The 21439-nt window shown below is 63.1% G+C and carries 17 protein-coding genes and 1 pseudogene; 13 read left to right on the forward strand and 5 right to left on the reverse strand.

Annotation, left to right across the window (positions count from 1 at the left end; translation table 11 throughout):
* Positions 1-270 precede the first annotated feature (270 nt).
* From HUS23_06750 to HUS23_06785, 8 genes are all read left to right on the forward strand, one after another.
* Positions 271-1875 carry an SAM-dependent DNA methyltransferase gene (locus HUS23_06750; protein ID QKT03526.1) on the forward strand — a complete coding sequence of 535 codons (1605 nt, stop codon included), beginning with the start codon at positions 271-273 and terminating at the stop codon, positions 1873-1875.
* Positions 1868-3112 (forward strand): restriction endonuclease subunit S, encoded by a 1245-nt coding sequence (locus HUS23_06755; GenBank protein ID QKT05004.1) that lies wholly within the window; start codon positions 1868-1870, stop codon positions 3110-3112. Before HUS23_06750 ends, HUS23_06755 begins: the two co-directional genes overlap by 8 nt.
* Positions 3109-4821 (forward strand): AAA family ATPase, encoded by a 1713-nt coding sequence (locus tag HUS23_06760; protein ID QKT03527.1) that lies wholly within the window; start codon positions 3109-3111, stop codon positions 4819-4821. Before HUS23_06755 ends, HUS23_06760 begins: the two co-directional genes overlap by 4 nt.
* Positions 4822-4879: 58 nt before the next feature.
* Complete coding sequence (locus HUS23_06765) at positions 4880-5623, forward strand: DUF3800 domain-containing protein (GenBank protein QKT03528.1); 744 nt, start codon at positions 4880-4882, stop codon at positions 5621-5623.
* 559 nt (positions 5624-6182) lie between these two features.
* Positions 6183-7187 (forward strand): virulence protein RhuM/Fic/DOC family protein, encoded by a 1005-nt coding sequence (locus HUS23_06770; GenBank protein ID QKT03529.1) that lies wholly within the window; start codon positions 6183-6185, stop codon positions 7185-7187.
* Positions 7187-10384, forward strand: a complete 3198-nt coding sequence (locus tag HUS23_06775; protein QKT03530.1) for a type I restriction endonuclease subunit R — start codon at positions 7187-7189, stop codon at positions 10382-10384. Before HUS23_06770 ends, HUS23_06775 begins: the two co-directional genes overlap by 1 nt.
* Positions 10385-10463: 79 nt before the next feature.
* A complete protein-coding gene (locus tag HUS23_06780) occupies positions 10464-13721 on the forward strand; it encodes a helicase (protein ID QKT03531.1) in 3258 nt (1085 codons plus the stop codon).
* Positions 13722-13739: 18 nt separating this feature from the next.
* Positions 13740-14753 carry a restriction endonuclease gene (locus HUS23_06785; GenBank protein ID QKT03532.1) on the forward strand — a complete coding sequence of 338 codons (1014 nt, stop codon included), beginning with the start codon at positions 13740-13742 and terminating at the stop codon, positions 14751-14753.
* A gap of 517 nt (positions 14754-15270) precedes the next feature.
* Here the strand turns inward: HUS23_06785 and HUS23_06790 are convergent.
* The 5 genes from HUS23_06790 to HUS23_06810 form a co-directional block, all read right to left on the reverse strand.
* Complete coding sequence (locus HUS23_06790) at positions 15271-15858, reverse strand: mobile mystery protein B (GenBank protein QKT03533.1); 588 nt, start codon at positions 15856-15858, stop codon at positions 15271-15273.
* The gene (locus tag HUS23_06795) at positions 15855-16325 is read right to left on the reverse strand and encodes a mobile mystery protein A (protein ID QKT03534.1); all 471 of its coding nucleotides are present in this window, start codon (positions 16323-16325) and stop codon (positions 15855-15857) included. Before HUS23_06795 ends, HUS23_06790 begins: the two co-directional genes overlap by 4 nt.
* Positions 16326-16442: 117 nt before the next feature.
* Complete coding sequence (locus HUS23_06800) at positions 16443-16949, reverse strand: HIT family protein (GenBank protein QKT03535.1); 507 nt, start codon at positions 16947-16949, stop codon at positions 16443-16445.
* A gap of 239 nt (positions 16950-17188) precedes the next feature.
* Positions 17189-17752, reverse strand: a complete 564-nt coding sequence (locus HUS23_06805; protein ID QKT03536.1) for a PIN domain-containing protein — start codon at positions 17750-17752, stop codon at positions 17189-17191.
* The gene (locus HUS23_06810; GenBank protein QKT03537.1) at positions 17752-18204 is read right to left on the reverse strand and encodes a helix-turn-helix domain-containing protein; all 453 of its coding nucleotides are present in this window, start codon (positions 18202-18204) and stop codon (positions 17752-17754) included. The genes HUS23_06805 and HUS23_06810 overlap by 1 nt, the downstream gene beginning before the upstream one ends.
* A gap of 225 nt (positions 18205-18429) precedes the next feature.
* Between HUS23_06810 and HUS23_06815 the strand changes: the two genes are divergently transcribed.
* From HUS23_06815 to HUS23_06835, 5 genes and pseudogenes are all read left to right on the forward strand, one after another.
* Positions 18430-19227: a transglutaminase family protein gene (locus HUS23_06815; protein QKT03538.1), complete on the forward strand. Its 798-nt coding sequence runs from the start codon at positions 18430-18432 to the stop codon at positions 19225-19227.
* 52 nt (positions 19228-19279) lie between these two features.
* Positions 19280-19834: a 3'-5' exonuclease gene (locus tag HUS23_06820; GenBank protein ID QKT03539.1), complete on the forward strand. Its 555-nt coding sequence runs from the start codon at positions 19280-19282 to the stop codon at positions 19832-19834.
* 44 nt (positions 19835-19878) lie between these two features.
* Complete coding sequence (locus HUS23_06825) at positions 19879-20169, forward strand: nucleotidyltransferase family protein (GenBank protein QKT03540.1); 291 nt, start codon at positions 19879-19881, stop codon at positions 20167-20169.
* 40 nt (positions 20170-20209) lie between these two features.
* Positions 20210-20501: pseudogene (locus HUS23_06830) on the forward strand (DUF86 domain-containing protein).
* A 221-nt stretch (positions 20502-20722) separates the two neighbouring features.
* Complete coding sequence (locus tag HUS23_06835) at positions 20723-21394, forward strand: restriction endonuclease (GenBank protein QKT03541.1); 672 nt, start codon at positions 20723-20725, stop codon at positions 21392-21394.
* Positions 21395-21439 lie beyond the last annotated feature (45 nt).

Raw genomic sequence — 21439 nt, forward strand, 5'->3', positions numbered from 1 at the left:
AATGTTAATAACGGCCGCGCCTATTATCGCTAGTGACACTAGGCCCCGGCGGCCTCGCCGTCCCCCTGTGGTAGGATTCCCGACAGAGGGGGGCGCAGGCATGAGCACAACAGAAGACCTCAGCAGAGGTCCTTTCAATCAAGGCCTTGCGCGTGCCGCCGCGCACAAGCGCCGCTCGCGATCATCTTCCGCCCTGCTCCCCCTCGCTGCACAGCGCCGCGCGCGCAGCCGTCCGATTACTTAAAGAATGAAGCAGGAGTAACCCGCATCGTGGCACGTCCCCGCAAGAACGCCGCCAAGACCAACCACAACGGCGCCAGCCTCGGCTACGAGGCGGAGCTGTTCAAGGCCGCGGACAAGCTGCGCGGCAACATGGAGCCCTCCGACTACAAGCACGTCGCCCTGGGCCTGATCTTCCTCAAGTACATCTCCGATTCCTTCGAGGCCAAGCATGCCGCGCTGCTGGCCGAGGATGCCCAGGCGGCCGAGGACAAGGACGAGTACCTGGCGGATAACGTCTTCTGGGTACCCAAGGAAGCCCGCTGGTCCCACCTCAAGGCCAGCGCCAAGCGCCCCGAGATTGGCACCCTGATCGACGACGCCATGCGCGCCCTCGAGAAGGACAACGAGTCGCTCAAGGGCGTGCTGCCCAAGGACTACGCCCGCCCCGCGCTCAACAAGGTGATGCTGGGCGAACTGATCGACCTCATCTCCGGCATTGCACTGGGCGAAGGCGCCGACAAGTCCAAGGACGTGCTCGGCCGGGTCTACGAATACTTCCTCAGCCAGTTCGCCGGCGCCGAGGGCAAGCGCGGCGGCGAGTTCTACACCCCGCGCTCGGTGGTGCGGGTGCTGGTGGAGATGCTCGAACCCTACACGGGCCGCGTGTACGACCCCTGCTGCGGCTCCGGCGGCATGTTCGTGCAGAGCGAGAAGTTCGTGCTGGAGCACGGCGGGCGCATCGGCGACATCGCCATCTACGGCCAGGAGAGCAACTACACCACCTGGCGCCTGGCCAAGATGAACCTCGCCGTGCGCGGCATCGACGCCGACATCCGCTGGAACAACGAAGGCAGCTTCCACAAGGACGAGCTGCGCGACCTGCGCTTCGACCACATCCTCGCCAACCCGCCCTTCAACATCTCCGACTGGGGCGGCGACCGCCTGCGCGAAGACCCGCGCTGGCAGTTCGGCGTCCCGCCCGTGGGCAACGCCAACTACGCCTGGCTGCAACACATCTACTGGCACCTGGCCCCCTACGGCACCGCCGGTGTGGTGCTCGCCAACGGCTCCATGAGCTCCAACCAGAGCGGCGAAGGCGAGATCCGCAAGGCCATGGTCGAAGCCGACGCCGTGGACTGCATGGTGGCCCTGCCCGGCCAGTTGTTCTACTCCACCCAGATCCCCGCCTGCCTCTGGTTCCTGGCCCGCGACAAGTCCAACGGCAAGCGCGGCAAGGAGACGCTACGCGACCGGTGCGGCGAAGTGCTGTTCATCGACGCCCGCAACATGGGCGCGCTGGTGGATCGCACCCGGCGCGAACTCACCGACGAAGACATCCAAAAGATCGCCGACACCTACCATGCCTGGCGCGGCAGTCGTCCCCCTCTCCCTCAGGGAGAGGGCCGGGGTGAGGGGATCTATCAAGACATCCCCGGCTTCTGCAAAAGCGCCAGTCTCGAAGAAATCCGCAAACACGGTCATGTCCTCACCCCCGGCCGCTATGTCGGCGCCGAAGCCGCCGAGGATGACAGCGAAGCCTTCGCCGACAAGATGCAGCGGCTCAGCGCCCAGTGGCGCGAGCAGCAGGCCGAAGCGGCGCGGCTGGATGCGGCGATTGAGGCGAACTTGAGGGAGCTTGGGTATGGTGGGTGACTGGAGAGAGGTCACGATTACTGAGATAGCCGCTCCAGTTCGAAATGCTCTTGTCGGAGGTCCATTCGGGTCAAACCTCGTCTCTGCCGATTACGTTGCCGAAGGTGTTCCTGTCATTCGTGGCCAAAACATGGGCGGGCGCTGGGTTTCTGGCGACTTCGCTTATGTGTCTGATGGAAAGGCAGACTCCCTCAACGGGAACCTAGCTCGCCCTGGCGACATCGTGTTCACACAGCGCGGCACACTAGGCCAAGTCAGCTTGGTTCCTGAGGCACAGTTCGATCGTTATCTTGTGTCACAGAGTCAGATGAAGCTGACTGTGAACAGGGGGATTGCTGATCCTATTTTTTGCTACTACCAGTTTTGTTCAGAAGATCAGCAAGACTACATCCGAAAGAATGCAATTCAAACGGGCGTGCCTCACACGAATCTCGGAATACTTCGAGGTACGCCCTTTTTGCTACCACCCCTCCCCGAACAACGCGCCATCGCCCACATCCTCGGCACGCTGGACGACAAGATCGAACTCAACCGCCGCCGCAACCAGACCCTGGAGGCCATGGCCCGCGCCCTGTTCAAGGACTGGTTCGTCGACTTCGGCCCCGTCCGCGCCAAGATGGAGGGCCGCGCACCCTACCTGACCGCCGAGATCTGGGAGCTTTTCCCCGATCGGCTTGATGTTGAGGGGAAGCCGGAGGGGTGGGAGACGAAGCGTGTTTCCGACTACCTGAGTCTTGCGTACGGGAAATCATTGCCGGCAGGAAAGCGCCACCAAGGAGGCGTACCAGTATACGGTTCCGGCGGAATCACCGGATTTCACAACGAATCTCTAGTCAACGGACCTGCGGTTATTGTCGGACGCAAGGGCACTGTTGGAAGTTTGTACTGGGAAGATCGCCCCTGCTTTCCCATCGACACTGTTTTCTATGTACAGCCCAAGGCCCCGTTATCTTTCTGCTATTACCTGCTCGAAAGGTTGCCACTTCGGGACATGAACACTGACGCCGCAGTGCCTGGACTGAATCGTGAAAATGTCTATCGACTCGAGGTTTCCGCGTCACCGACCGCGCTAATCGCCGCTTTCGCCGCGACTGCCGCGCGCTTCCGCGAGACCATCGCGGCGGTGTCTGGAGAGAGCGAAACCCTAGCCCAACTCCGAGATACCCTGCTGCCGAAACTGATCTCCGGCGAGCTGCGCGTCAAGGACGCTGGTAGATTACTGGAGCGCGTCGCATGAAATTGACGCACATTTCGATACACAATTTTCGTGGCATCATCGATGCCGCGATGGCGTTCCATCCCTATGCGCTTGTCGTTGGCGCGAACAATGCCGGCAAGAGCACCATCATTGATTGCATCCGGGCTTTCTACGAGAAGGACGGGTTCAAGTTCAAGAAGGAAGCGGATTTTCCGCTTAAGGGCGCGGCAGACCAGGAATCGTGGGTGGAGTTGACGTTCTCGCTGAACGACGAAGAGCACGACTCTCTGAAGGATGAGTACAAGACAGGCGCGAAAACACTTCGGGTCAGGAAGTACTTTCAGACCGACCAGAAGCTGCACGACGGCAAGAGCGCCGCAGGATGGATCCTTGGATATAAGGCTGACGGCCTTTTGTCGAACGAACCATTCTACGGCGCGAAGAATGTCCAGAGCGGTAAGTTCGGCGATCTGATCTACATCCCGGCCATCAGCAAGGTCGATGAGCACACCAAGCTCAGCGGGCCCTCGGCGCTCCGTGATTTGATCACCAACATTATGTCGGACGTCGTTGAAGCGAGCGACGCCTATAAGCAATTGGCGGACAGTGTCACCACCTTCGCGGGGGTTGTCCGGGAAGTCGAAACCGAGGACAAACGCTCGTTATCGAATTTCGAGAATGACCTGAACGCACTACTTGCCCCGTGGCAGACGAACTTCAATCTCAAGTTCACGGTGCCATCCACGGCGGAGATCATCAAGTCCATGCTCGGGTGGGACATCCGGGACAATCATCACGAGAAGCCGCAAGGTGTCGAGTACTTCGGCTCCGGATTCCAGCGACACTTCATCTATTCACTGATTCAACTTGGCGCTAAGTACGTGCCACAGAAGGTTTCAAAGAAGGCGAAAGACTTTGCACCCTCATTGAACCTGGTGCTTTTCGAAGAGCCGGAGGCATTTCTACACCCGCCGCAACAGGAGGACCTGGCCCGTAACCTGACCACGATCAGCGAAACCGCCGACTGGCAAATTGTCTGCTCCACCCACTCCGCTCACTTCGTGAGCAAGAATGCCATGCGAATTCCTGCCATTATCCGGGCGCGACGGGTAGACGGGGTCGTATCCACCTTCCAGATCGACGAGGCTCAATGGAATGACATCGTTGATGCCAACCACGTCATTCAGCAGGTTGCCGCCAAGTACCCAAGGGTACAGAAAACCATGCAGGCTGATGACCTCAAGCCTGAAATGGAGTCGGTGAAGTACTTCTTGTGGCTCAATCCAGATCGCGCCGGAATGCTGTTTGCACAACATGTATTGCTCGTCGAAGGCCCCACCGAGACTGCATTGATCAACCGATTGTTGGACGATGGCAGAATCGCCTTACCTCAAGGGACCTATGTCCTCGACTGTCTCGGTAAGTACAACATACACCGCTTCATGAATCTGCTGAGTAGTCTTGGCGTGGTACATGCGGTGCTGCACGATGACGACAACAATGCGAACGAGCACCAGGAACTCAATCAGCTGTTGGTGGATTCGAAGAACGCAGATTTTACGCATTCGGTCATCACGATACCGAAGGATCTAGAAGGTTACCTCGGTGTGCCGCCGCCAGGCTCCAGGCACCGAAAGCCCCAGCATCTGCTGTATTGCTACGCTACCAATCAAATCGACAATGCAAATCTGACTGGATTCTGCGAGCTGGTGCAATCCTGCTTCACAATGAAGGAAGACAAGACATGACCCACCGCTCCGCCAATCCAGAGCTGCTGACCTGGACGCGCGAGCCGGGGGTGTCAGCGTGACCGACGGGTTTTCCGAATACCTGGTATTCGTCGACGAGAGCGGCGATCACGGCCTGGATAGCATTGATCCCGGTTATCCGATCTTCGTACTCGCGTTCTGCGTCATGCGTAAGGCGGACTATATCTCGCACATCGCCCCGGCGGTTCAGGCTTTCAAGTTCAAGCACTTTGGCCACGACAACGTCATCCTGCACGAACGTGACGTCCGCAAGGACATAGGTGCGTTCGCTTTTCTGAAGTCGAAGGAGAGAAAATCGGCCTTTCTTGACGAGCTGACCCGGATCGTCGCCGCCGCGCCGTTCACGCTGGTCTGCTCGGTGATCCGGAAAGAAGCTCTGAAGCAGCGCTATGCGAACCCGGATAATCCTTACCATGTCGCCTTGGGCTTCGGACTGGAGCGGGTGCATTACTTCCTTCAGGCACAGGGAACAGGCACGGCAAAATCCCACGTCATGGTTGAGCGTCGAGGCAAGAAGGAGGACGCGGAGCTGGAGCTCGAATTTCGCCGAATCTGCGACGGCGGGAACTACAACGGGGAACAGTTACCGCTGGAGATCGTTTTCGTCGACAAGAAGGCCAACCTGCCCGGCCTGCAACTGGCCGATCTAGTTGCCAGACCGGTGGGCATGAGCATTTTACGACCTGAACAACCCAACCGCGCTTTCGAGGTCTTGGATGGCAAGTTCTACACAAGCCCCGGCGGCAAACGGATGGGTTGGGGATTGAAATGCTTTCCATGAAAAGCAAAAGGCCCCGACGCATCCGCCGAGGCCAGTTGCCGACCGGGAGTCCCCAGTCCTTGATCAGTCGAACAAAGTATATCGGCTTGTCATACCAACGGCAACCGGCCCTTTCTCGCCGTCTGCGCCGAGCGTTGTCGCACGTCCAACGCCGCCCGACTCAGTCCGAATTGCTCAACCTGCTGGAAGAGCACCGCCGTATCCACAGGCTGCTGACCGATGGCGCAGTTGTCCTGGAGCTGCTGCGGCACTGCACTGTGCCGGTGGATCAAGCCGGACGAGTCGGTCGGCAGGTCGCGCAAGTACGCGCGGTACTTGCCTTTTTGGGCCTGAGGCTTATTTAATGCGCGAGGATGCCCTACGTCTTCACGCGATCTAAAAACCAATAAATTCAAATGGATGCTTATTTAAGCCTTTCCTGGAGAAGAGGCTAGGAAACCGGCCGGAACACGACTGGGGGCGCTTCTGCTAGGGGTTCAGCAGGGCACAGCGACCGGTGCCTGGGGATGTTGGCGAATGTTGGGGATCGCGGACTCACCCAACCAGCGGGATTTATCACATGAGCGACATCGTGATCTTCGAAACGGGTGACCGGCAGGTGGAGGTACGGCTGGAGGGGGAGACGGTCTGGTTGAGCCTTCAGCAACTGACCGAGGTGTTCGGGCGGGACAAGTCGGTGATCTCGCGTCATCTTAAAAACATCTTTGAAACCGGCGAGTTGGAGCGCTCCCGAACTGTTGCAAAAAATGCAACAGTTCAACAGGAGGGTGAGCGAGAGGTTGTACGGCAGGTCGAGTTCTACAACCTCGACGCCATTATCTCCGTCGGCTACAGGGTCAACTCCACCCGTGCCACCCGCTTCCGCCAGTGGGCAACCGGCGTGCTGCGCCAGCATCTGGTGGAAGGCTACAGCCTGAACCAGCAGCGGCTGAAGGAACGCGGCATCGAGTTCGAGCAAGCGCTGGACCTGCTCTCGCGCACTCTGGCCAACCAGCAACTGGTTAGCCCCGAGGGTGAGGCGGTGCTGGGCGTGATCGCGGATTACGCCCGCAGCTGGAGTCTGCTGCAGAGCTACGATGAACAGAGCCTGACCGGCCAGATCGGCAAGCAGGGCGACATGCGTTCGCTGAATCTGGGCGAAGTACTGGCGGCGATTGACCAGCTCAAGGCAGAGCTGATCGCCAAGGGCGAGGCCACCGAGCTGTTCGGCCAGTTGCGCGGCGACGGGCTGGCCTCGGCCATCGCCACCATCGAGCAGGGCTTTGGTGATGAACTGTTCTACCCCAATGTCGCTAGCCGGGCGGCCCACCTGCTGTACTTCGTGATCAAGAACCACCCGCTGGCGGACGGCAACAAACGCACTGGCTCCTTCCTGTTTCTGTGGTATCTGCGCCTGAACCAGCACCTACTGGCCCGGCCGGTGGAGCGCCTGATCAACGACAACACCCTGGTCGCACTGGCGCTGCTGGTGGCGGAGAGCAAGCCGGACCAGAAGGAGCTGATGGTGCGGCTCACCGAGCATTTCATCCTGCTAAAAGAAGGCGACGCGGGAGCGCGCGACTGATGGCCTTCCTCAGCGAAGCGCAGCTCGAAACGGCGCTGCTGGAGCAGCTGGCGGCGCTGGGCTACGGCACGGCCTCGGACGACGCGATCGGGCCTGATGGCGCGCAGCCGGAGCGCGAGGCCTACGACGAAGTCGTACTAAAGGCGCGGCTGCAGGCCGCCCTGGCTCGGCTGAATCCGGCGCTGCCCGCCGAGGCCCGCGCCGAGGTCGCGCGCCGCCTCACCCAATCGGAACTGCCCAACCTGCTGGAAGAGAACCGGCGTATCCACCGCCTGCTCACGGAGGGGGCGGATGTGGAGTATTACGCCGAGGACGGGGTACTGACCGCCGGCAAGGTCCGGTTGATCGACTTCGAGCAGCCGGAGCGCAACGAGTGGCTGGCGGTGCAGCAGTTCACCGTGGTCGGGGGGCAATACAAGCGACGGCCGGACGTGGTGGTGTTCGTCAACGGCCTGCCGCTGGCGGTGATCGAGCTGAAGGCTCCCGGCGGCGAGAACGCCACCCTTGCCGGCGCCTTCAATCAGTTGCAGACCTACAAGCAGCAGATCCCCGTGCTGTTTCACGCCAATGCGCTGCTGGTGACTTCGGACGGGCTGGCGGCACGGGTCGGCTCCTTGTCCGCGGACCTGGAGCGGTTCATGCCGTGGCGCACGACCGACGGGCGGCGCATCGAGTCCAAGGGGACGCCGGAGCTGGCCACGCTCGTCGAGGGCGTATTCGAGCAGCGGCGCTTTCTTGAGCTGCTGCGGCATTTCACCGCGTTCGCCGAGCGCGGCGACGGGCTGGTCAAGATCATCGCCGGCTACCACCAGTTTCATGCAGTGAGGAAGGCCGTGGCCTCGACGCTGCGCGCCAGCCGCAAGAACTGGCAGGCGGAGGACCCGGCCGAGTACGGCCTGCCGAGCGTGGCGAGCCAACCGGCAGGGGATCGCAAGGCGGGCGTGATCTGGCACACCCAGGGCTCCGGCAAGAGCCTGCTGATGGCCTTCTACGCCGGCCTGCTGGTGTTCGAGCCGCGCATGGCGAACCCGACGCTGGTGGTGCTCACCGACCGCAACGATCTCGACGATCAGCTGTTCGGCACCTTCGCGCAGTGCCACGACCTGATCCGCCAGACGCCCGTACAGGCCGAGAGCCGCGAGCACCTGCGGGAGCTGCTGCAGCGGGCCTCTGGCGGCGTCATATTCACCACGCTGCAGAAGTTCGGCGAGGTGGCCGAACCCCTGACCACGCGCGCCAACGTGGTGGTGATCGCGGACGAGGCGCACCGCAGCCAATACGGCTTTCGCGCAAAGGTCGATGCGAAGACGGGGGAAGTCTCCTACGGCTTCGCCAAGTACCTGCGCGACGCGCTGCCCAACGCCTCCTTCATCGGCTTCACCGGCACGCCGATCGAGGCGAGCGACGTGAACACCCCGGCGGTGTTCGGCCACTACATCGACATCTACGACATCAGCCGCGCCGTGGAAGACGGGGCGACCGTGCCCATCTACTACGAATCGCGTCTGGCACGCATCGAACTCGACGAGGACGAACGGCCGCATATCGACGCTGAGATTGAGGCGCTGTTGGAGGACGAGGACGAGCCCAGCGCGGAGCGTGCCAAGCGAAAGTGGTCGACGGTGGAGGCCTTGGTCGGCAGCGACAAGCGCCTGGCCCTGGTGGCGGCGGACCTGGTGCAGCACTTCGAGGACCGCGTCGGCGCGCTGGACGGCAAGGCGATGGTGGTGTGCATGAGCCGGCGTATCTGCGTGAAGCTCTACGACGCCATCACTAAGCTGCGCCCCGATTGGCACAGCGACGACGACGCGACGGGTAGCGTGAAGATCGTGATGACGGGCTCGGCGTCCGACCCGCCCGAGTGGCAGTCCCATATCGGCAACAAGGCGCGGCGCGACCTGCTCGCCAAGCGCGCGCGCGATGCCGAAGATCCGCTGCGGCTCGTGATCGTGCGTGATATGTGGCTCACCGGCTTCGACGCCCCCTGCATGCACACCATGTATATCGACAAGCCGATGCGCGGGCACGGCCTCATGCAGGCCATCGCCCGCGTGAACCGCGTGTTCCGCGACAAGCCGGCGGGGCTGATCGTGGACTACATCGGCATCGCGCAGAACCTGAAGTCCGCCTTGGCGCAGTACTCCAAGCCCGATCAGGACAAGACCGGCATCGACGAGGCCGAAGCGGTGGCTGTGTTGCTGGAGAAGTACGAGATCGTGCGGGATATGTTTCACGGCTTCGACTATCGCGTCGGACTCACCGGTACGCCCGGCCAGCGTCTCGCGGTGCTGGCAGCGGCGATCGAGTGGATTCTGGGCAAGCTGCAGCAGTGGGCCGCCGCGGAGAAGACACCCGAGGCCAAGAAGCAGGCACGGCGCCGCTTCGCCGACGCGGTGCTCGCCCTCTCCCGCGCCTTCGCGCTGGCGGCGAGTTCGGACGAGGCGCGCGGCATTCGTGAGGAAGTGGCTTTCTTCCAGGCTGTGCGGGCTGCGTTGGCGAAGACCGCAGGCGGCGGTAGCCGCTCGCAGCAGGATCGCGATATGGCCATCCAGCAGATCGTCAGCCGCGCGGTAGTCTCCACCGAGATCGTCGACATCCTCGCCGCCGCCGGCATCAAGACGCCGGATATCTCCATCCTATCGGATGAGTTTCTGGCCGAAGTTCAACAGATGGAGACCAAGAACCTCGCCCTGGAGGCGCTGCGCAAGCTGCTCAACGACGACATCCGCTCGCGCACCCGCACCCACATCGTCGAGGGGCGCGCGTTCAGCGAACGCCTTGAAGACGCCATTGCCCGCTACCACGCCAACGCCATCACCACGGCCGAGGTGCTGCAAGAGCTGATACAGCTGGCCAAGGACCTACGGGCGGCACGCGCGCGCGGCGAGGAGCAAGGTCTGTCGGAAGAGGAAGTGGCGTTCTACCAGGCGCTCGCCGAGAACGAGTCCGCCATGCAGGTGATGGGCGACGACAAGCTGCGCGTGATCGCGCACGAACTTCTGGTGAGCCTGCGCGAGAACGTCGCCGTCGACTGGGCGCACCGCGAGTCCGCTCGCGCGCGGCTGCGCGTGCTGGTCAAGCGCATCCTGCGCAAGTACGGCTACCCGCCCGACCTGCAGGACGCGGCCGTACGCAACGTGCTGCAACAGGCAGAGGCGTTGACCGCCTCATGGCAGGGATTCGCGCATCGCGCCTGACAGCGGGTGGCCGCGGCGCCGCGTCGCACGGGTCGGCGGCATTTCCTCGCCCATCATCACTACAACAACAAGCGGGTGAATGGACTTGAGCAACGGGTTCCGCAACCTCGATCTTTTCGCCGATGACGCGCCGTCGGTTGCTGGAGGCGGAGCGGAGGACTGGCCAGCCAGCAGCCGCTTCCCCCTCAACGTCAATCGCCAGCACGTCGGGGACCAAGTGCTAGCCGATCTGCGCGGCTCGCGTGAGCCCCTCATCGTCGCCGGCTATGCCTCTCTGGACAAGCTCATCGACTTCATCGCCGACTGCCCCGAGGACACGCAGGTACGCCTCCTGCTCGGCTTCGAGCCGTTCCCGTCTCGGCGGGAGAGCTTTCACGTGCGCGGCTACAGCTTTCCCAAAGAGGTGGAGACTTACTGGCTCGGCCGCAACATCTCCCTGCTGCTGAGCGCGAAGATTATTCAGTGCATTGACCGGCTGGAGCGCGGGCCGGTGCAGGCGCGACACTTGTCCAGTGTCAGCCGCCGACTGCATGCGAAGATCTACGTGGGCGACCGGGCGGCCACTGTCGGCTCCAGCAATTTCACCTCGCCGGGCCTGAACAACCAATGGGAAGCCAACGCCCGATTTGAGGCGGCCACAGAGCGCAAGCGCTACGGGGAGCTGAAGGGCATCGCGGAGAACTACTGGTCCATGGGCGTGGACTATAGTGCCAACCTTATCGCCCTGCTACGTGAGCTGTTGCGCGAGGTGTCTTGGCAGGAGGCGCTTGCACGTGCCTGCGCGGAACTGCTGGAGGGCGACTGGGCGGAGGGCTTCTTGAGGGATGACGTGCTCCCAGGGGAGACCAGCTTGTGGCCCTCCCAACGCCAGGGCATCGCTCAGGCGTTGTATGTGTTGTCCCGCCAGGGCAGCGTGCTGGTGGCCGATGCCACCGGCTCAGGCAAAACGCTCATGGGCACACACTTGGTTCGCGCCATCGGCGAGCAGATCGTCCATTCGGGGCGGCTGCGCCGTGGTAAGGCGCTGATGGTCTGCCCGCCCGCCGTGGAGGAGAACTGGCGCCGGGATGCGACGTTTGCGGGTGCGCAGCTGGAGACCTTCTCCCACGGCATGTTGAGCCACGCGGGCAGCGGGCGGCATGAACTAGTCATCGAGTCATTGCGGCGCGCGCAGATCCTGTGCGTGGACGAGGGCCACAACTTCCTCAACGTCAAGTCCAATCGCACTCAGAACCTGCTTCGCAACATGGCGGACCATGTGTTGCTGTTCACCGCCACGCCTATCAACCGCAGCGTGGTGGACCTGCTGCGGATTGTCGACATGCTGGGGGCGGACAACTTGCAGCCCTCCACACTCAAAGCCTTCCAGAAGATGCTGGGCGTGCGGGACATCAACCGCTCGCTGGAAGAGGAGGAGATCGACCTGTTGCGCGCGGAGATCCAGAAGTTCACGGTGCGGCGCACCAAGCGTATGCTCAATGACCTGATCGACCGGGATCCGGAGGCCTATCGGGACAAGAACGGCAAACCCTGCCGTTTTCCCAAGCATCAGCCCCAGATCTACACGCTCGACGAGCCGGACGAGGATCGCGAGTTGGCGGCCGAGATTCGCGCCCACGCGGACCAGCTTTTCGCCGTGTCCCATTTCCGCCGCCCGGTGGAGATGCCCGATTTCCTCGCTCGCTTGGGACGCAGCGAGGAGAGCTACCTCCAGGGGCGCCTGCATTCGGCCAAGAAGATCGCGCGCTACCTCATCATGGCCACCCTGCGTTCCTCGCGGCTGGCCCTGGCCGAGCATATCGCGGGAACGGAGCAGGCCACCCGGGACTTCGACCTAGCGGGTTTCCAGAAGCACACGGAGACCGGCAACATGCTCGCCGGCCTGGAGGCGCTTGCCGGCAAACCGCCCAAGAACAAACTCAGCATCGCCCTTCCCGACTGGCTCTCCGATCCGGCGGCCCATGCCGAGGCCTGCGCGCACGACCGGGAGATCTATGTACGCATCTATCAACTTCTGACCCGCATGACCGACGCCCGGGAACGCGGCAAGGCCTTGCGGCTCCTGGATCTGGCCACGCGCCATTCCCTGCTGCTGGCCTTCGACCGCAGCCCCATTACTCTGGCGGAGATCCGCCGGCACATCGCCCTGCTCGCGCCCGAGCAGAAGACCCTGACCGGCACCGGTGACAGTGGCTCGGAGCGTGCAAAGCTGATGAAGGCGTTTCAATGGGGTTCGGCGGAGCGCGCCATCATCGGCCTGTGTTCCGACAGCCTGGCCGAGGGCGTGAATCTGCAGCAGGCCTCCTGCATGGTGCATCTCGATATGCCGAGCGTGGTGCGCATTGCCGAACAGCGCGCCGGGCGCGTGGATCGCATGGACAGCCCTCACCAGACCGTCGAGGCTTGGTGGCCCCAGGATGCACCGGAGTTCGCGCTGACCTCGGATGAGCGTTTCGTGGAACGCTATGAAACCGTCGAAAGCCTGTTGGGCTCGAACATGCCCCTGCCGACCGAGATGCTCAACGGCAAGGAGAAGCGGGTGAGCACCCAGGACATCATCAAGGAATATGAAGAACAGACCCGCCAAGCCGAGTGGGACGGCATCCGTGACGCCTTTGAGCCGGTGCGACGACTGGTGGAGGGCGACGACGCGTTGGTGCCTCCCGCCACGTACGAGGCGCTACGAACCGTCACTGCACGCGTGCTCGCACGCGTAAGCGTCGTGCGAACCACCAAACCCTGGGCGTTCTTCAGTCTCTCGGGAGGCAGCTTCCAGGCGCCGCATTGGATCTTGTTCACCAGCCCTACCGCACCGCCAATCGCGGAGCTTGGCCCCATATGCGACCGCCTGCGCGAGCGCCTGAACGGTGGGACCGAGCGGCTGCGCATGGACCAACGGGCAGCTGATCTCCTCGCAGAGTTCGTCGCCCAACTGAGCCAGGCGGAGCGCGCACTGCTGCCGCGCAAGAAGCAGCGTGCTCTCGAAGAAATGGAGCGGGCGCTTTCTAAATACATCGATAAGGCGTCCGCGCGCCAGGACCAGGAGGCCGTCGATCACTACCACGCGCTGTTGGACTGCCTCCGCTCGCCTGACCCACATCGCCAGCCGGCATGGGACGAAGTTGCCGCCCGATGGCTAGATCTCATACGACCTATTTGGTACGAACGCTTGAAGCAACGCCGTAACAAGCCGCTACTGCTCGCGGACATTCGTGCCTATGTCCTCGCGCAGGAGGAATCACTGGGTCCGCGGATCATCGCGCAGTTCCAGAGTTTTCCTGTGCTTCCGTCGCCGGACGAACGAGTGACGGCCTGCATCCTCGGCGTGAACGCTTAGATCTCAGTGGAGAGAACGATGACCAGAACGACATGGATGGTACGAGCTTCCACCGGGGGCCGCTTGGCGGATGAGTTTGTAGAGAAGGGCGTCGTTGGTATCGGTTGGCGCTCTCTCGGGGATTTCGGTCATTACCCCGATAAGGCAGCCATCTTACGCGCGCTCAAGGAGCTTCGTCCGGATGGAAGGCCAGGCAACCAACAGAACGGCGCGAGCCAAGTCTACCGATTTCGCGAAGAACCTCAGGCAGGTGATCGTGTACTTACGTACGACTCCGGCCGGCGGATTTACCACGTGGGCGAGATAACAGGCCCGTACCGGCACGAGCCGGCCTTGATTCCTACGCTACCCAACGTACGGCCGGTCCGATGGCTCGGCAATATCGACCGCGACGTCCTCTCCACTGCGACACGTAACTCGTTGGGTTCCACGCTCACGCTTTTTCGGGTGCCGGACTTCGCAGCGGACGAGATCGCGAAGCGTCTTTCCGGCGAGACGCAGGTAACGCTACAGCCTCGCCCCGAGGAGGAGACGGAGGCCGAAGAAGCCGACGATGAAGAGACACTGCTCGAGGGCTACCGTAAGGAGGCGTTCGAGATCATCAAGGACCGCGTGAACCGCTTGGACGCTGACCAGATGGAAAAGCTGGTTGCCGGTCTACTCCGATCGATGGGGTACAAGACGCGGCAGTCGGACCCCGGTCCGGATCGCGGTATTGACCTGCTTGCCTCTCCCGATGGTTTCGGTTTTGAGTCGCCGCGCATTGTGGCGGAAGTGAAGCACCGCAATGGCGCGATCGGCGCACAACAGGTTCGCAGCTTTCTCGGTGGGCGGCACGCGGATGACAAGGGCCTGTACGTAAGTACCGGGGGCTTTACCAAGGACGCACGCTATGAAGCGGACCGCGCCAAGATCCCGCTGATGCTCATGGACTTGGACGGGCTGGTGACCGCCCTCATGGAGCATTACGAGAACGCGGATTCCGAAACGCGCGCGCTGCTTCCCTTGCGGCGGATCTACTGGCCGATATGACAGCGTTCACTATCACCAGGGACCGCTGGTATGGATGGCAGATGAATCCGGGTTACACTGGGGAGCGCTTCGTCCCCTACTGCTCGCCCATCTTTGTCACCGGTATTCAGCCGCTCCACTCGGGCCAGGGAATCCTAAAGGTGGATTTCCTTAACGTCCTCTACGCGGCAGGAGTTCAGGATTTTTCCGTCAGGCTCAGAGTGCTGAAGCGCGCTAAAGACTACCTGCTGGGTGACGTCGCTGAATCGGGGGGCGGTGGCGACCGCTGCGCCCTAATCAGTCACATCGAGATGGACTGGATTAAAAGGTTGTGCCCAGAAATTTGGTTTCACCGACCGCCATCGTCGTGCTCTCCGGCCGCGCAGGGAAGCGTGGACGGCTATCTCAATGAACTGTTCTTTCGGTGCGCCCGTGGACGCGGAGATCTAGGTGCGGGGATCTAGCGACAATCATGAGCACAGCTCCGCGTGAACCGCCTTGGGTGAGCTTCGCCTGCTTCGCCACGAACTTCGCGCCATCACGAACGCGCAAACGCGAGCAACGGCCTCAGATCATGATTATCGGCGGCACGCAGGGCCTCCACATAACGCCGCCGCGTCTCGCCCGCATCGACCAGATTGACCCGGCCCCAGGAGAAACGGGGGCGTCCCAGCGAGACCAGCAGCAAGTCGGTTGCCGTGCGCGCATGGCGGCCGTTGCCGTTGGGAAACGGGTGGATCTGCACCAGCCGGTGGTGAAAGCGCGCGGCGATCTCGTCAGGCGGGTAGGTTTGGTGCTCCACCCAGAACCGGGAGTCGTCCAGTAGTTGGCGAAGCGCCATCCGTATGCGGTAGGCATCGACGCCGATGTTCCGCTCCGTCTGGCGAAACTTTCCGGCCCAGCGCCAGACGCGCCCGAGCATGCGCTTGTGCAGGTCGATCAGGAAGCGCTCGTCGAGCACCGCGCGCTTGCGCGCGTAGGCCCATTCCTCCGCCTCCATAATGTTGGCCTGTTCGGCTTCGTTAAGCTCCGAGCACAGCGTGATGTAGGAGGGAATCAGGTCCGCCCGTTCTTCTTCCGTGAGCGGCGTGGCGGCGTCGTCCTGGTCCTCGAGCAGGTCCGTCATTCCCCCTCCTCCCAAAGCTCGGACCCCGCCTTTTGCAGCATGCGGTCGACTAGGCCCTTGAGCTGCGCGTCTTCGTCGGCCGCGTCTACGCGCTGCGCTTCCAGCGCCATGCTGTGCCGCGTGGACGCGAGTCTTTGCCTGGCCTTATGGGCCGCGCGCTCCTTGATCGTTTCCTCCAGCGGCTGCCGGGGAACGAGCGCGTACACGAGCCGACAATCCAACGCATGCGCGGCCTTTTCAAGGCTTTCGAGCGTGATCGCGCCCCTGGCTTCCGCCTTCTCGAGGGCGACGATGCGGGGCTGACTCACGCCCAGGCGCCGTCCGAGTTGCGCGGTGGTCATGCCCAACGCCTCGCGGATGGCCTTGACCCAGCCGCGCGGAGGGCGCAGAAGGGACTCGGAATCGCGTAGCGGATTCAACCTGGTATCGAGTTTTCGGCGTGCCGTGGCACGATCTTCCGAGCGCATATCAATAACCCCTAAGCAATTATCGAAGGTATCGATAATAGCATAAAGGTTATTTCGCGATACCCCATCGATAACCTGAGAGTTATACCATGAGGTGCACTGTCATTGCGGGGCAGATCAGCGCCTGTGGTAATTCGCGCGCTCCGGGATGACGTTGCGGATGCCGCCCCTCGGATCTTCGACGTCGCCTTGGTAGCGCGGCAGGAGGATGACATGCAGGTGGTCGATGCTGCGCCCGGCGGCGCGGCCGTCGTTGTTGCCGAGGGTGTACGCGTCGGGGCGGCTGCCGAGGAAGGGGAGTTCCAGCACGGTTTCGATGTGGTCCTTCGGTCGGTCCCGCAGGTCTTCCCGGTGCAGCATGTTGCGGTAGAGCTCGGCCAGGTCGGTGCTTTCGATCACCTGCCGGATGCCGTGGAGGGCGTCGAAGTAATCCGCCTGCTCCGCTGCGTCCAACTCGAACAGGGAGACGACGTGCCGCCGGGGGATCATCAGGGCGTGGCCCGGATTGACCGGGTGGGTATCGAAGACGCCGACGAACGAGCGGTTCTCGAAGATGAACGGGTCGGCCAGACCGGCGGACACCCGGCAGAAGTAGCAGTTCGGGTCGGCTGAGGCGATGGTCATCGAATAGGCCCGGTTTGTTCGCTAGGCGTGCGATTCTACTGAATCCACCCGACCGTCGACAGGGAGATGGCGGCTGCTCCTTTCAAGCCAACGACTTGTCTTGCCTAGCCGCAGCGCAAATGAAACGGCACGGAGTAACCGAGCGGGCCGCCAGTCCCCTTCTAACCCCTTGCCCATTAGTCACGCGCACATGGGTCCGGCCGCTTCGAACAGTTTCATCCTGGAAACTGTTGCCCGATCTACAGCAAGTCTGCGAACTCCCGCAAGCGGTCCGCCGTGACTACCAGCCCCTGTGCAGCGAGCGTTTCGAGATACTCTTCCGGCGACTTCGCCGGGTGTCTGAGGGAGGCACGATGTGTCTTGGCTGAGCCGATGACCAGACCCTGGTGCAGATCAAGTTGATGCTCGACGAATCGGTCCGGGTGCATGGCTTCTATGCCAAAGGGGTCGAGCGCGGCGACCGGGAAATCCTTGAGGTTGAACGTGACAACGATCTGGGCGTTGCACCGGATCGCCGCCGCGAGTACATGTCTGTCGCCCGCATCGGGTAACGTTAGCCCATCGATCAGCGGCTCGTAGCCGCTGACCAGGCAGTCTGGGACCGCCTCGTTCATCAGTTCGCGCGTCCGGGCGAGTTGATGCTCCAGGTCCGGTCGCACCTTCAGTAGGTTCCGAATCCATTCGTCATGTATGCGGTCCGTCCAGCGGGCGGCGAAGAGGCCTGTGGTCGCCAAGCGAAGCAGAAAGTCCCGCAGTGGAGCGGGATACAACACGCAGGCGTCGAACAGTACGACGAACCGCATCAGTAACCCATATCGTGGTCCTGGGCCTCTTTTGCCAGTTCGTCGAGCGCCGCCTTGCTTCGTTCATCGCGACGCCGTTTGTACTCCATCAGGTCCTGATAACGAATGCGGCGATGTGTACCCGTCTTCGTGAACGCGAGTTCGCCTGCCTCCAGCAGCTTGACCAGATGCGGGCGCGACACGTTGAGGAGGTCGGCCGCTTCCTGGGTGGTCAACTCCGCATGCGTAGGCACGACGGTGACGGCGTGGCCTTGAGCCATCTCGGCCAGCAGGTCACGCAGCAGCGTTAGCGCTTGGCGGGGAAGAATCAGGTCATGGCCGTCGAGGCGGACGTGGGCGCGATCTGCCTTCGGCTTCTCGGCCAGCAGGCGACTCAGTTCACCTGCCCCGGCGTGTGCTAAGCGTGAAGCTTCAGTGTCCGGCAGTTCCTGGTGACTCCGTTCAGCGCTCATGGTGCGAGACCTTCGGTCGGCTAGGCGTGCATCCCAACTCAGCATAAACGCAATAAACGCAACTCGCAATATTCGAAACGGCCGCGCGTCGTGGACCCCGCGGCCCTGCGCGGCGTGTCGCGCGCCGGACTCGTGATACTGTGGACAGACGGGCGCTGCGCGGGGACGAGCAGCCGGCCGACCATCCGGCATCTGGACCGATCCGGCGCGAGTTGAGGTAGAGGCATGTGGCTGCGGGTCAGCTGTAGCATCGAAATGGACTTCGAGGTGGAGAGCCCGATGATCCTGCTGTTGCGTCCGCGCAGCGACGCGCGGCAGTGGGTGGCGCGCGATCGCTATGCTGTCTCGCCGGCCTTGCCGATCACCGAGTACACGGACATGTACGGCAACCGCTGTCAGCGCCTGCTGGCCCCGCCGGGCCGCTTCGAGTTGAACGTCAGCTCGGATGTGAAGGTGGCGGCGCTGACCGAGCAGCGGCCCGATGCCCCTTACGTCCCGGTGCAGGATCTGCCCGACGATACCCTGATGTATCTGACCCCCAGCCGCTACTGCGAGTCCGACAAGCTGGACGCGCTGGCCTCGCAGATCGTGGCCGACTGCGCGCCGGGCTACGAGCAGGTGCTGGCGATCTCGCGCTGGATCAACCGCTCGATCGCCTACCGCACCGACTCCGACCCGGTGCCCGTCTCGGCCGTGGAGGTGGTGGCGCGGCGCGACGGCGTATGCCGCGACTTCGCGCACCTGGGCATCGCCTTGTGCCGCAGCCTGAGCATCCCGGCGCGCATCATCGTGGGCTACCGCCATCGCCTGGAGCCGATGGACCTGCACGCCTGGTTCGAGGCCTTCGTCGGCGGCCAGTGGTACCCTTTCGACCCGACCCAGCCGACCCTGAGCGGAGCGCGCGTGTACCTCGCGCGCGGCCGGGACGCGGCCGATGTGCCGGTGTTCGCCCAGTTCGGCCCGCTCGTGATCCCCTCGCGGATGGACGTGGCGGTCGAGGAGATTTCGGAGCCGGGACATTGATGCGCGAGTTTGCCGTTCGCCCTGACTTCATCGTTACGGTACGTCCCACCCCATGACCCGCTTCGCCGCCATCGACTTCGAGACCGCCTGCTACCGGGCCGACAGCGCCTGCGCGGTGGGCATCGTGATCGTGGAGGACGGGCGCATCGTGGAGCGGCTGTACCAGGTGATCCGGCCGCCGACGCGGTGGTTTTCGTTCACACATATCCACGGGCTGACCTGGGCCGACGTGCAGGACGCACAGGCGTTCGACGCGGTGTGGGAGGGCATGGCGCAGGCGCTGGAGGGCATCGCGTTCTTCGCCGCGCACAATGCGCCGTTCGACCGGGGCGTGCTCGCGGCCTGCTGCACGCGCTACGGGCTGCCGGCCCCCGCCCCCGAGTTCGTGTGCACGGTGCGCCTGGCGCGCGCGCAGTGGAACGTCCGCCCCACCAAACTGCCCGACGTGTGCCGCTACCTCGGCATCCGCCTCAACCACCACCACGCGGGCTCGGACGCCGAGGCCTGCGCGCAGATCGTGATCGCGGCGCAGCAGGAGGGGTGGCGCTACGCATGCGAAGGGACGGACCCGGGCATCGCCATCGATTCAACCGGTTGCGGCGACTGAGGTGCACTGGATACGACCACCCCCTCTGACTGGCGAAGGGCCTCATGGTCCGCGAGCGCGCACTCGACCTCCTTAGTCGAAGCAAACCGGTACTCGCCGCCCGATACGGCGTTACCGGCTTGGCCCTGTTCGGCTCCACGGTTCGTGGCGGCGCGCGCGCCGACAGCGATGTCGACGTATTGGTTGCCTTCGACGGCCCGGCCACCTCCGACCGCTACTTCGGCGTTCAGTTCTTTCTGGAGGATTTGCTCGGGGCGCCGGTCGACCTCGTTACCGAGAAGGCGCTACGCCCGGAGTTACGCCCCTTCATCGAGAAGGAGGCGGTTCGTGTCTGAGCGACCTCCCGAGCGCGCGTGGCATTTTTACGTGCAGGACATGATCCGCTTCGCGAGCGAGTGCTGAAGTACTCCGACGGGCTTAGTCAGAGCGACTTCTTCTCCAATGATCTCGTTCACGATGCAACGCTGCGCAACCGCGAACTGATCGGGAGGCAGCGACGCGTATACCCGACGATATTCGCACAGCGCATCCCGATATTGGGTGGCGGCGCATCATCGCTACGCGAAACCGTCTCATCCACGGTTATCTGGGCATCGACAGCGATACGCTGTGGAGCATTATTCGCGATGACGTCCCTGTGCTGCTCAAGAACCTGAGGGACCTTTAGCCCGCTGCGCCCAGGCGGCGATGCTGACCTGCCCTAGATCAGCGACCGCCAGGCGTCGCGGCGCAGCAAGAGGGTGGCGCCATGCCTAGCGGCACGTCACCCATTCTTTTTTTTCCAGCGCTTGCGCACACCGTCCCGCCTTGTGGCAGGATGAAGGCTAGGGCGTGCGCTTGCGACAAGAGAACGCACAACACACCGCGCGCGTCCCACAGGGAGTGCGCATGGGCAAGCGGCGAGAACCGACAACCGAGGAGGGCAGCGAGGCGCCCACCTGGTTTCCATGGTGGGTGTATCTGCTCCTCGCCCCCGCCGCTTATTTCGGCCTCGATAGTTTCACGTCACCCTCCGCCCTCCCCGCCCTACCCGCCCTCGGCGACGCCGCCTCACCGCTCCTCACGGGTTTGACCGCCCTGCAATATGCGATCCCCGCGCTCTGCCTGCTGGCCGCAGGCGTCGCCATCCGCACGCGCCTACTGCGCCGCTCGGCCGTAGCGGCCGATGAACTCGCCAGCCTCGTCGGCATCGAGCGGCCGCAGTTCGAGACACTGGCGCGCGAGTGGTTTCGGCGCCAGGGACTCACCGAGCGCGGGCTCGGCCAGCGCGAGGTCTGTTTGGTGCTGACCGCGGACGGGCGGCTGCGGGTGGTGCAGTGCAAGGCATGGCAGGCGGGGATCGTGGACGCCGACGTGGTGCGGGAGCTGTTCGACGTGATGGCGGCGCAGCGCGCCGACGGGGGTTATGTGGTGACCACCGGGCGCTTCACGGGCGAGGCACGCCACTACGCCAGCGGCAAACACATCGGACTGATCGACGGCGCGCAGTTGCTGAAGATGGCTCCGGCCGCGCCGGGCTCCGCTGGCGCTTCGGCCGCCACGGCTACGCCGGCGGCGTGAGCCCACCCCAGATCCACATTTCGTTTGACACATGACCGGCGGAGC

Source organism: Ectothiorhodospiraceae bacterium 2226 (genome assembly GCA_013348725.1).
Lineage (GTDB): Bacteria > Pseudomonadota > Gammaproteobacteria.